The following is a 12,489-nucleotide window of genomic DNA, read 5'->3' on the forward strand; positions in this document are numbered from 1 at the left end:
CGGAGCTGAAAGGGAGTCGTAACCGGCAGGTGACGGCACGCGCGGCGAGTGCGCCGGGACCGATGTCGTGCGTGCCACTGGGACGATTCCATCGTCGCAGGCGCGGGCTACCAGCTGCTCGAAGGGCAGGGGTTCTCGGGCCACGGCGTTCTTGTGACATGGGCCTGCCGGTGCGCGCATTGCCTCACGCCGCGTTCTGGCGCAAACTCCGTTCCATGCTGCGCGGCACATGGACCCCGTCGAATCCCTGCAGACCCGTTCCGTCGGACCGGGGGCCGTAGGGTGGTGCGAACACCGTTCCACAAGCGGTGGGCACCGAAGAACGCCCCGACACCGCCCTCGCCGCCGCCGGAGGAGCAGGGCCGGTTCCAGCAGCTCCTGCGCGAGCTGTTTCAGTTCGACTGCGCGGATCTGGATTTCGGCATCTACCGGATCATGAACCACAAGCGGGAGGTCATCGACCGCTACATCGACCGGGAGCTGCCGGGTGCCATCCAGGAGGCCGTGAGCCAAGGGGCGCTCGAGACGGAGGCGAAGCGTGCCGACGTCTTCGAGGAAACGCGGCAGCAGGTGGTGGAGTCCTTCGGAGAGGACGCGATCGCGCCGAGCGGAGAACTCGTCAAGTACGAGGAGACCCCGCTCGGGAAGACGTACATCCTGTCGCGCGAGCGGGCCCGCCATTCCGAGTCCGCCGGGGACGTGCGCCGCGACATCTACAACCACCTGTACGCGTTCTTCAGCCGGTACTACCAGGACGGCGACTTCGTTCCGAAGCGGCGCTACTCGTGGGAGCACCCCTACGTCGTCCCGTACAACGGCGAGGAGGTCCACTTCCACTGGGCGAACCGCGACCAATACTACGTGAAGTCGGCGGAGCACTTCAAGGACTACACGTACCGGACTCCATCGGGAATCTCCGTCCGCTTCTTCCTGCGCTCGGCGCACGTCGAGCGGGACGACGTTAAGGGCAAGAAACGGTTCTTCTTCCCCCTGCCCGATACTGCGGAGTGGGACGGTGATCGCCGATTGCTGGACCTGCCGTTCGAATATCGTCCGCTGACCTCGGCCGAGGCGAAGGATCTCGGAGGGAAAGGACAGCAGGAAGCCATTCTGGAACGCGCCGAAGCAACCGTTGCCGACGCGCTCGCCGCGATGCCGGAAGCGGCGCTGGCGCTGCTGGACAAGACAGCGGTGGGTGAAGACGACGCCGCGCCGACCCTGTTCGCGCACCACGCACAGCGCTTTGCTCGGAAGGTCACCTCGGACTACTTCATCCACCGCGATCTGAAGGCGTTCCTCGGCCGGGAACTCGACTACTATCTCAAGTCGGAGGTTCTGGGGCTCGGTGCGCTCGAAGCGGGGGGCGAGACGAGGGCCGACGCTTGGCTCGACAAGTTGCGCGTCATCCGCGAGGTGGGCGGAAACATCATCGACTTCCTTGCCCAGATCGAAGGCTTCCAGAAGATGCTCTGGGAAAAGCGTAAGTTCGTCGTGGACGCGCAGTACTGCGTGGCCGTCCGATTGCTTCCCGAGGAGCTTCGATCCCGCGTCCTGGAGTGCGAAGCGCAGTGGGACGAGTGGCGCTCCCTGGGCTGCATCGTGGATGACGACACCCTGTTCGCCGAGGGAGAAGATCCGGTTGCCCGCCGCGACTTCTTGGAACGGAATCCAGGGATTCTCCTCGACACCCGACACTTCGACTCGACGTTTGTTGACAACATCCTCGCTGCCGTTGGCGACATCGATGACATGACCGACGCGGTGGCCACGAAGGGCGAGAACTGGCAGACGCTGAACCTGCTGCAGGAGAGGTACAGAAGCCACCTGGCTTGCATCTATACCGATCCTCCCTACAACACCGGCGATTCCGAGATTCTCTATCGAAATGGCTACCTGCACTCGTCTTGGCTCACACTAATGGCGGATCGTTTGAGCATTAGCGGAACTCTGCTGCGGGACGATGCTGTTGCCTTTGTTGCCATTGATGATTTTGAAATGCGCAACCTGTGCGCCGTTGTCGATACCGTGATGCCGGATTTCGCACGTGAGATGATCATCGTGAATCATCATCCTCAAGGGGGAAAGGCCAAGACTCTGGCTGCGACGCACGAATACATGGTCACGTGCGTGAGAGGAGGGCGAGTTCTGAGAGCACGCCACGCGGCGTCCGATGTGGAAAATCGGCCCTTCAAGAGGAGTGGTACGGCCGCGAGCAACTTTCGCGCAGGTCGTCCGAACAGCTTCTACGCCATACTGGTAGACCCTGACTCGCGTCGAGTGGTGGGAATCGAGCCTCCGCCGTCGGCGGAGGATGCGAGCTATCCGCGAGAACCGACAGAAGACGGGTACGTGCGGGTTTACCCGATGGGTAAGGACGGCAGCGAAAGGGTATGGCGGCGAGCGTACGAATCGTGTCGTACGCTAGTCCGTGATGGTGAGTTGACGGCGACCGCCAGAATGACAATCTATCACACCCTGAAGCCGGAGGATCGAGCAGCTGCGGTGTTTAGCAACTGGACAGATACCCGCTACAATGCGAGTACTTACGGTGCCAACCTGCTGACCGATCTCATGGGAACTCCGAATATGTTCCCTTATCCCAAATCGGTTCACACGGTAGGGGATGCCATTGCGTCGGTTGGAGCAGACGGTGACGCGCATGTACTCGACTACTTCGCCGGCTCCGGCACCACCGGGCACGCCGTCATCAACCTCAACCGGGAAGATGGCGGTCGCCGCAAGTTCATCCTAGTGGAGATGGGCAAGCACTTCGACACCGTGGTCATGCCGCGGCTCAAGAAGGTGGCGTTCTCCCCCGAGTGGACGAACGGGACCGCGAAGCGGGAGGCCACGGCGGAGGAGTCCGAGCGCGGCCCGCGCATCATCAAGTACTTCCGCCTGGAGAGCTATGAGGACGCCCTGAACAACATCGAGTTCGAAGAAGGCGAGGAGAGCCTGTTCGAGCTGGAGGACTACCTGCTGCGCTACATGCTCGAATGGGAAACGAAGGGGAGCGCGACGCTGCTCAACGTCGCGGCGCTGGAACGGCCGTTCGATTACAAGCTTCGGCTGGGCGGACACGGGGACGGCGCGGAGGAGATCGTGGATCTCGCGGAGACCTTCAACTACCTGCTCGGGCTCGCCGTCCGCACACGCCGAACGTACGAGGACGACGGCCGCCGGTATCTCGTCTATGCGGGGGAGACGCGGGACGGTAGATCTGCGGTTGTCATCTGGCGCGACACGGAGGGATGGACGGCGGAGGACCGGGAGCGGGACCGGGACTTCGTGGCGAAGCACGAGATGACGGCGGGGGCGGACGAGATCTGGATGAACGGCGACTCTATGGTGGAGGACGCGCGTCCGCTGGAGAACCTCTTCAAGCAGCGCATGTTCGCGTCCACGGACGGCTGATGACCCCCGGTCGCCCCAGCACCATTCTCCGCCGCCTCGAGGCGGAACTCCTGCTGCTGGGCTGGGCGAACCGGCAGTTCGGGTTCGAGACCAACCAGGCGCTCTTCGACGCCTTGAAGGATGCGCGCGAGGGGTATGAGGACGGCCGCAGCCATGTGGCCCGCATGCTCGCGAGCCGGGAACGCCTGCTGGTTCAGCCGAGCGACCTGGCCCGCTACGACGACAACGTGCGACGCCGCCTCGACTCCATAAACAGAGGACGGCGCGAGCCGATCACCCTGCGGTACTTCCAGCAACTCGCGGCGCTGTACGCGGAACTCTTCCTCGATCGGCGGGCCACCGCCCCGGAAGCTCTCGCGCGGGAGATCCACCGCTATGTCCGGGAGAAGGTGCACGGCCTGGGCACCTCCTACCCGATCCGGGAAATCACGCCGGACGACCTGAACAAGCTTGCGTTCTGGATGGCGACGGGGAGCGGCAAGACGCTCATCATGCACCTCAACTACCTTCAGTTCCTGCACTACGGCGGGGCAGAGGGCCTGGACAACATCATCCTCATCACGCCCAACGAAGGGTTGAGCGCCCAGCATATGGAAGAGATGGCCGCGTCCGGCATCCCCTCGGCGCGTTTCGGCGAGGCCGGGCTCCTCGCGGGCGGACGCCGTACAGTGCGGGTGACCGAGATCACGAAGCTGGTCGACAAGCGCCGCGGGAAGGGGACGGGCGTCAGCATCGAGGTGGACGCCCTCGGCGACCGCAACCTCGTATTCGTGGACGAGGGCCACCGGGGCGCGAGCGGGGAAGCGTGGCGGGCGGTGCGCGAGGCAGTGGCCGCGCGCGGTTTCACCTTCGAGTACAGCGCCACCTTCGGGCAGGCGCTGGCGGCGGCGCGCGACAACCAACTCACCCTCGACTACGGCAAGTCGATCCTGTTCGACTATTCGTACCCCTACTTCCACCGGGACGGGTTCGGAAAGGACTTCCGCGTCCTCAACGTGTCGGGGCAAGATCCGCCGCCGGAGCTGGCCGACCAGCTCTTGTTCGGCAACCTCCTCTCCTTCTACGAGCAGCTCCGCGCCCACGGCGAGAGCGCCGCCGCGCTGCGCGCCTACAATCTGGAGAAGCCGCTGTGGGTCTTCGTGGGCGGGAGCGTTAACGCGGTCTACAGGCGGCGCGGGCGGGACACGAGCGACGTGCTCGCCGTGCAACTCTTCCTCCACCGCGTGCTCAACGAGCCCGCCTGGGCGCGGGAGACCATCGCGAGGCTGCTGCGGGGCGAGTCGGGGCTGTACGCGGCGTGGAACGTGGACCTGTTCGCGGACCGCTTCAACGAGTTGGCGAAGCTCGGGGAGTCCCCGGACCAGATCTACGCCGACATCCTCCGCACCGTGTTCCACGCGGAGGGTCCCGGGGGTCTGCGTCTGTGCGACATTCGCGGCGCTCCGGGCGAAATCGGTCTGAAGGCGTCCGGATCCGACGACTACTTCGGCCTCACCTACATCGGCGATACGTCGAAGTTCAAGAAGTTGGCGCTGGCAGCCGACGCGGGGATCAGCTTCGAGCCGGACGCCGTGGGCGGCTCCATGTTCGGCCGGGTCAACGAGGCCGGGGCCACCGTCAACGTGCTCATCGGCGCCAAGAAGTTCGTCGAGGGCTGGAACTCGTGGCGCGTGTCGAACATGGGCCTCATGAACGTGGGACGGGCCGAGGGCTCCGAGATCATCCAGCTCTTCGGCCGGGGCGTGCGGCTCAAGGGCAGGGGGATGTCGCTCAAACGGAGCGCCTATCTGGACGGCCCCCACCCGGACAAGGTGGGGCTCCTGGAAACCCTCAACATCTTCGCCGTGCGCGCCGACTACATGAAGAAGTTCCGCACCTATCTGGAGCGGGAGGGACTCGAGGCGAGGGACAGCGTGACGCTGCGCGTGCCGGTGCGGGCCAACGAGGAGTTCCTGGGCCGAGGACTCGTGGTTCCGGCCCTCCCGGAGGGCAGCGACTTCGAGACCGAGGCGAACTTCGCGCTCGGCGCCGGCGCGGGACTTCCGGTGAAGATCGACCGCGCTACGCGCGCCTCCTCGTGGGAGAGCGGGGCCCGAGGCAGCGAGGCGATCGAGGGAGCGGCCGGGCACACGCGACCCGCCGCCGAGCTACCGCTGGGGCTGGTGGACTGGGAGCGGGCGTACCTCGACCTCATGGAACACCGGCGACAGAAGGGGATGCGGCCGCTGGCCGTCCCCGGGCCGGATGGCCTGCGGTCGCTCGTCGAGAACGGAGCCGCGACGGTGTCGGCCGACGAACACGTGTTCGAGCCCCGGAACTGGCACGACCGCGAGGATCTGCAGGCGATCGTGCACGCCGTGCTCCGGCGAACTGCGGATCGGTGCTGGCAGATGGAGCGGCGGACGTGGGAGGCCGAGCGCATGAAGTACCGCGAGGTGGACGGCGCCGACCCCAATCTTCTCCTGAATGTCGACCCGGAGGCGGCCAGCGCCTGGCCCGCCGGGCCGCAGCCCCACTACGTCGTGACGATCCCGCACGCCGACCGCGCTCTGCGCGACGAGATCGTCGAACTCATCGAACAGCGGGGCAAGCTCTACGAGCAGGAACTCGGCCCGCTGGCCCGCATCCACTTCGACCGCCACCTGTACCAGCCGCTGCTGATCGAGTCCTCGAACGCCGACGTGAAGATCTCCCCGCCGCCCCTCAACGAGAGCGAGAAGCGGTTCGTGCGCGACCTCCGCGACTGGTGGCGGGACTCGGGCAGCGTCCTCCACCCTGAAGCGGAACTCTTCCTGCTCCGAAACCAGGCCCGGGGCCGCGGCGTGGGCTTCTCGCTGGAGGGACGCGGCTTCTACCCGGATTTCATCGTCTGGCTGATCGACGGGGGGCACCAGCGCGTCGTGTTCGTCGAACCGCACGGCATGCTCCACGCCCGCGCCTACGCGGAGGATGAGAGGGCCCGCCTACACGAGCGGCTCGCGGATCTCGCGGACGCCATCGCCGAGCGCAGCGGCGTCCCCGTCGGCACGGTGTCTCTCGACTCATACATCGTGTCCGCCACCTCCCACGCCGAACTTCGCCCGCGCTACGACGACGGCTCTTGGAGCCCCGAGGACTTCGCCCGGAAGAACATCCTCTTCCCAGACCCAAGCCGCCGTTACATGGAGACCCTCCTCGCTCCATAGCGTCGCCTTGGAGCAGCAGGGGTGGCGGAGGTCGCGTCTTCCCCACGGAACTTGACGTGTCCCTCGCACCTCTCTGGTCATCTGGTGCGCATTGAACAACGATTGTCGGAGGTTCTGCATTCCGGCAGCGCTCTGGAGACCCCCCAAAAAAGGACATCGGAATGGTTATGTACCGGGATTACGTGAGCGACTTTCCTCGCCGATGTTCGAGGCTGCTCAGGGAGCTTTGTTCCACGACGCAAAGTATGGATCTGGAGGTGACCCACCTTCTCTCGATCACGACGGTCGGTCTGACCGTTCCCTACGAGCGACTCAGAAAGGGAAGCCGAACCCCGCATCCGTCGGATGATCGCCGCCGCTACAAGAGGGCGGCCTCCGAGTACAACAGACTCCTTGAGAAAACCTTCCCTTCGTCTCAACTCTGGCTCGACGGGGCATCGACGTGGCGGACGGGCGAGGTCGAAGACGTTAGAGCACAAGCACCGGATTTTGTTCCGGCATTCGCAAGCGCCGAGCCCATGCAACCCGACTACAGGGCAGAGTGTGTGGTGAGGATCATGCGCAACGCCCTGGCACACGCCAACATCGTGACCAGGGGGACCAGGGGTCGGGAGATCAACGACATCATGTTCCTCTCTGAGAAGAGATACCCGGCCTTCCGTTTCGTCGCCGTTGAGCCGGAAGACCTCCGCAAGTTCATGATGAACTACTTCGAGTTTCTCAGCCGCTTGGACTTGGGCAGGGGACAACTGGTCGGTGGAGCACCCGAAGCTGCCTAGTGTAGTGCCGCTAAAGAGCGATGTACATAACGTTGAGGGGGTGCTATCTTTCATGCATGCCCAAGATACGAAGGATCCGATTGCGACCCGGGGACCGCAAGGAGCTCGAGAGCTGGGTTCGGGCCCGCACGACCCCGCAGCGGCGCGTCGAGCGCGCCCGGATCATCCTCGGCTCGGCCGACGGCCTGTCGGCCCGGGCTCTACGCCGGGAGGTGGGCGTCTCGCCGCCGACGGTGAAGCGCTGGCTGGACCGGTATGAGGCGGACGGTCCGGCGGGACTGGAGGACCGGCCCCGCGCGGGGCGTCCGCGAACGAGCATCACGCCGGAGGTGGAGGCTGAGATCGTGCGCCGGACGCTGGAGGAGAAGCCTCCGCGGGGGACGCACTGGAGCACGCGCCTGATGGCGGAGGCGGCCGGGGTGCACCACAGCCAGGTGGGGCGGGTGTGGCGCGCGCACGGGCTGAAGCCCCACCTCACGCGCACCTTCAAGCTCTCGACCGACCCGGAGTTCGTGGAGAAGCTCCGCGACGTGGTGGGGCTGTACGTGGACCCGCCGGAGCGGGCGGTCGTGTTCGCCTTCGACGAGAAGAGCCAAATCCAGGCGCTGGACCGCACGCAGCCGGGGCTTCCGTGGAAGAAGGGCCGGTGCGGCACGATGACGCACGACTACAAGCGCCACGGGACGACGACCCTGTTCGCGGCGCTGGACGTGGCGACCGGGGAGGCGATCCACAAGTGCATGCCCCGCCACCGGCACCGGGAGTTCCTCCGCTTCATGGCCGAGGTGGAGACGCGGGTCGATCCGGAGCTGGACCTTCACGTCATCCTCGACAACTACTCGACGCACAAGCACGGGAAGGTGGAGGCGTGGCTGGAGAAGCACCCCCGGGTGAAGTTCCACTTCATCCCCACGTCGTCCTCGTGGCTCAACCTCGTCGAGCGCTTCTTCTCGGAGCTGGCGCAGCGCCGGCTCAAGCGGCTCGCCGTGACCAGCGTGAAGCAGCTGACCGACACGATCACGGCCTACATCGACGACCGGAACCGGGACCCGGCGCCGTTCAAGTGGACCGCCGCCGTGGAGGACATCCTGGCGAAAGTGAACCGTGCGAACTCCACTTTAGCGGCACTACACTAGCGTCGGCTTCTATCCCGCCCGCGGTCGCGATGTGCGGGCGTCCGCAGCGCTTCTCGCCCCTTCGTCGACCGGATCCTGTACTGCGACGTCAACGCGCGGCTGGTCCCGTACTGGAACCGGATGAAGCGCACCCTTCCCCCGGCCCCTGCGGCGAGTTCAAGTGCGGCCGACGCGCACACTGCGCTTGTGGGCAATCCGCGGATCAGCGTCGCGTTCCATCGAGGGGACAGCCTGGGCGAGGGCGGGAGCGGGCTCAGCATCGTCAGGGGCCGCTTGGCGGGGACGATTCCGGATCGGTTCCCTGCACAGGTTGGGCTCCTTATAACGGACGGCGCGAACCTCTGGCCCAACGAGCTCAGGCGGCTCACGCGTGCCAGCGGAGTGGCGACTCATGGCTGGCGGCTGCGCCCCGCTCTGGACCAAACCCGCCTCAAGTCGCATGGACTCTGGATCATCACCGCAACGAAGGGAAGCTAGCCAGGAATCCGACCTGAGGTTCCTGCCTGGGGTGGTTGTTGGGAGTCCCCTGTGAAGCCTCATGCCAATCGAAAATCGGACTTTCAATTGGCATAGGCCGATACAGGGGCACGGAGACTCCCATGATGGCTCGAGATCTCGCGCCGGTGAGCAACTATCTTGGGATCCAGAACCAGCGCCGGCGGGCGTCGGCGCCACGGGCGTCAGCCCTCGCGGGCCTCCGCGGCCGCCCGCCGCATCGCCTTCTTCCGCTCGGTCGGGCCCAGGAGGCGCTTGCGGAGGCGGATCGCGTCGGGCGTGACCTCGATCAACTCGTCGTCGTTGATGAACTCGAGCGCCAGTTCCAGCGTCAGTACGCGCGGCGGCTCCAGGCGGACGTTCTCATCGGCGGCCGCGGCCCGCATGTTCGTGAGCCTCTTGCCCTTGGACACGTTGACCTCGAGGTCGCCGGGGCGGACATGCTCCCCCACGATCATCCCGCCGTAGACCTCGACGCCGGGCCCCACCAGCATCTCGGCCCGCTCCTGCAGATTGAAGAGAGCGAAGGCCACCGACGTCCCCGGGCGGTCGGCGACCAGCACGCCCTTGCGCCGGTGTTCGAGATGGCCCGCACGGGGTCCGTACTCGAGGAAGCGGTGGTGCAACTGGCCCTCGCCGCGCGTGTCGGCGAGGAACTCGGAGCGGTATCCGAACAGGCCCCGCGCAGGGAGTCTGAAGTCGAGCCGAACGGGCCCCTGGTCCGTCGGCCGCATCGACAGGAGTTCCGCGCGCCGGCCCCCCATCTTCTCCATCACCACGCCGACCATCTGCGCGGGGACTTCGACCACGGCCTCTTCGTACGGCTCCAGGATCTCGCCGCCGGGACCCTCGCGCAGGATGACGCGGGGGCGCGAGACGGAGAACTCGTATCCCTCGCGACGCATCGTCTCCATGAGGATGGTGAGGTGCAGTTCCCCGCGGCCCGAGACGGCGAAGGTGTCGGGCGATTCCGTGGGCTCGACGCGGAGGGCGACATTCCGCTCCAGCTCGCGGAAGAGGCGCTCGCGGAGCTGTCGCGTGGTGACGTACTTCCCCGTCCGCCCGGCGAACGGGGCGTCGTTGACCCGGAAGTCGACCGCGAGGGTGGGCCGCTCGACGGCGATCCCCCGCAGACGCTCCCGGTGGTCCGGGTCGGCCACCGTCTGGCCGATTTCCACGCCCTCGAGCCCGGCCAGCGCCACGATGTCTCCGGCGCCCGCGTGCGGAATCTCGATCCGCTTCAGCCCCTCGAATCCGTAGATGCGGAGTACGCGGGACGGGATCGCCTCGTCGGCCGGGACGGCCCCCGGCTCTCCGAGCGGAAGCAGAACGACGCGATCCCCCTCGGCGACCGCGCCCCGCTCGATGCGGCCGATCGCGATGCGTCCGACGTAGGCGGAGTGATCCAGGGTCGAAGCCAGCATCTGGAACGGCCCCGCGGCGTCGCCGGCCGGGGCGGGGACGCCGGAAACGATCGTCTCGAACAGCGGCTCCAGATCTCCGCCGCGCGCCTCGATCTCCCGCGCCGCCCATCCCTCCCTCCCGCTCGCATACAGAAACGGCGCGTCGAGTTGAGCCTCGGTGGCGTCCAACTCGAGAAACAGCTCCAGCACGTCGTCGTGCACCTCCGCAGCGCGCTGCCCGGACCGGTCGACCTTGTTGATCACGACGATGGGCGCGAGTCCCAGTGCGAGGGCCTTCCGCGTCACGAAACGCGTCTGCGGCATGGCGCCCTCGGCCGCGTCCACCAGCAGGAGCACGCCGTCCACCATCCTCAGGATGCGCTCGACCTCGCCCCCGAAGTCCGCGTGGCCCGGCGTGTCGACGATGTTGATGCGGGTCTCGCCCCAGCGCACCGCCGTGTTCTTGGAGAGGATCGTGATCCCGCGCTCCCGCTCCAGCGGGTTGGAGTCCATGACCCGGTCCTTCACTCGCTCGTGGGACTGGAAGGCACCCGCCTGCCGAAGCATGTGATCGACGAGGGTCGTCTTCCCGTGATCGACATGGGCGATGATCGCGACGTTCCGGATGTCCCGTCTCTGGGGCGTCAAACGGGCCTCGATGTTCTCGTGGTCCTGCTCGTGGTCCTGCTCGTGGTCCTGCTCGCGGTCGTCGCGGGGCAGGGGATCCTACGCCCCCGGCTCCGAACCACAAAGCCGGGCCCGGGGAACGGCCGCGCCTGTTGTGCATGGCTGCGCGGGGTCTGCTAGGTTACCCCGGCACCATGGTGCGGCTGGCGGGTATGAAGCTTGACCTTACGGTCCTCGCGTTCCACGCATGGAGAATACGCTGGCTTTCACGAAGCTGAAGACCCGCACGACGCTCCTCACCGTCGCCCTGCTCGCGGCCGGCTGCGCGGACGCGACGCGGCCCGAAGCCGTGTTCATGGGCACGCTCAACGTCGTCGTGGCGGACGATGGCGTCGGGGCGCGGGGCTCCTTCGAAGGACGGCTCAGCGCGGACTTCCGGGTCTCGATCTCCCGGGATGGGAGCGACTGGGTCCACCTCGGCGTGCCGACGCAGGTCGATCTCCAACTCCAGGACGCCGGGGGCGCCCTCTTCCTGCACCCGCCCATCGACGTTCCCGCGGGAACGTATCCGTACCTCAGAATCGTCGGCGGCTGGGGCCTGGCGCGCATCGAGGGCGGCGCGGAGGTCGGGGGTCGCAGCTTCCCCGATCCCGTGCACCTGCGGGTCGGGGAGGAACGGCTCGCAATCGAGACCCGTCTCCCGACCGCGATCTTCGTCGCGCCGGGAGGGCACATGACGCTCCGGGTCGACCTCAACAGCGAGGCGTGGGTCTCGCCGGAGAATCTCGAGGCGGGCCGCGTTCCGGCGGCCGATGTCGAGACCGCCCTCACCGGCCGAGCGCACGAGAGGTTGCCGGCGCTCGTCGTCCCGCCTCCGAACCGACAGGCGTAGCCGCTTGTCGCGGCTGGTGGCGGTGGCCGGGCTGGCGATCGCCTTCGTGTGGGCTTCGCTCTGGCTCCGCTTCCGTGACGCGCCGTCCGAACCGCCGCCCGAGCCTCCGGATCTCCGCGTGTGGGACTATGTCGGCTGTCACCGGCTCCAGTTCGACAGCTGGGTCGCGGACGAGGACGGCGAAGCGCCCGACGGCGACCCCCCGGTGGTGCGATCCCTCATGCTGTTCCCCGACTCGGTGGACGAGTACGGGAGGCAGATGAACGCCTACCGCGCCGTGCCGCTGGAGGCCGACCTGGACCTCTCGCGACTGGAGACGCGCTGGTTCCCCCGGGCCGACACCCTGTGGTTCGTGTGGTCGAGCCCCGAAGTGCGGGGCGCGGTAGCGCTGCGGACGGCCCGCGGGGGGATGGCCGGACGGGCGGTGGCGCGGCTGCGGGGGCGAGCCGACGGCACGAACGCGGGGGGCGGCGGCTCGCTGCAGGCTCCGGTCTCGGCCTGGGAAGTGAACTGCCACTCGCTCCGCCCCGACCGGATCGGCCCCGTCGAGCGCTAGCT

At 66.9% G+C, this 12,489-nt stretch carries 7 protein-coding genes; 6 read left to right on the forward strand and 1 reads right to left on the reverse strand.

Annotated elements, in window-relative coordinates:
• Nucleotides 1-285: 285 nt before the first annotated feature.
• The 4 genes from ACOQPP_RS19715 to ACOQPP_RS19730 all read left to right on the forward strand — a co-directional run bounded on the left by ACOQPP_RS19715 (nt 286) and on the right by ACOQPP_RS19730 (nt 8,514).
• Nucleotides 286-3,414, forward strand: a complete 3,129-nt coding sequence (locus tag ACOQPP_RS19715; protein WP_420637277.1) for a site-specific DNA-methyltransferase — start codon at nt 286-288, stop codon at nt 3,412-3,414.
• Complete coding sequence (locus tag ACOQPP_RS19720) at nt 3,414-6,599, forward strand: DEAD/DEAH box helicase family protein (RefSeq protein WP_420637278.1); 3,186 nt, start codon at nt 3,414-3,416, stop codon at nt 6,597-6,599. The genes ACOQPP_RS19715 and ACOQPP_RS19720 overlap by 1 nt, the downstream gene beginning before the upstream one ends.
• Nucleotides 6,600-6,844: 245 nt before the next feature.
• Entirely contained in the window at nt 6,845-7,378 is a 534-nt protein-coding gene (locus tag ACOQPP_RS19725; protein WP_420637279.1) for a hypothetical protein, read from the forward strand.
• A gap of 56 nt (nt 7,379-7,434) precedes the next feature.
• Nucleotides 7,435-8,514: an IS630 family transposase gene (locus ACOQPP_RS19730; protein WP_420637280.1), complete on the forward strand. Its 1,080-nt coding sequence runs from the start codon at nt 7,435-7,437 to the stop codon at nt 8,512-8,514.
• A 680-nt stretch (nt 8,515-9,194) separates the two neighbouring features.
• On the opposite strand, the gene typA is transcribed toward ACOQPP_RS19730, so the two are convergent.
• Nucleotides 9,195-11,060 carry a translational GTPase TypA gene (gene typA, locus ACOQPP_RS19735; RefSeq protein ID WP_420637281.1) on the reverse strand — a complete coding sequence of 622 codons (1,866 nt, stop codon included), beginning with the start codon at nt 11,058-11,060 and terminating at the stop codon, nt 9,195-9,197.
• Between the two features lie 226 nt (nt 11,061-11,286).
• On the opposite strand from typA, the gene ACOQPP_RS19740 reads away from it, so the two are divergent.
• Together ACOQPP_RS19740 and ACOQPP_RS19745 are read left to right on the forward strand one after the other, a co-directional pair.
• On the forward strand, nt 11,287-11,931 hold the full coding sequence (locus ACOQPP_RS19740) for a hypothetical protein (RefSeq protein ID WP_420637282.1): 645 nt from the start codon (nt 11,287-11,289) through the stop codon (nt 11,929-11,931).
• A 4-nt stretch (nt 11,932-11,935) separates the two neighbouring features.
• A complete protein-coding gene (locus tag ACOQPP_RS19745) occupies nt 11,936-12,487 on the forward strand; it encodes a hypothetical protein (protein ID WP_419164618.1) in 552 nt (183 codons plus the stop codon).
• Nucleotides 12,488-12,489: the final 2 nt, after the last annotated feature.

The organism is Candidatus Palauibacter sp. (assembly GCF_965222475.1).
In the GTDB taxonomy this organism is placed as follows: Bacteria; Gemmatimonadota; Gemmatimonadetes; order Palauibacterales; family Palauibacteraceae; genus Palauibacter.

Coding starts and splice junctions, on each gene's coding strand:
- ACOQPP_RS19720 (WP_420637278.1), top strand. CDS start 3,414: ATGACCCCCGGTCGCCCCAGCACCATTCTCCGCCGCCTCGAGGCGGAA.
- ACOQPP_RS19730 (WP_420637280.1), top strand. CDS start 7,435: ATGCCCAAGATACGAAGGATCCGATTGCGACCCGGGGACCGCAAGGAG.
- ACOQPP_RS19740 (WP_420637282.1), top strand. CDS start 11,287: ATGGAGAATACGCTGGCTTTCACGAAGCTGAAGACCCGCACGACGCTC.
- ACOQPP_RS19725 (WP_420637279.1), top strand. CDS start 6,845: ATGGATCTGGAGGTGACCCACCTTCTCTCGATCACGACGGTCGGTCTG.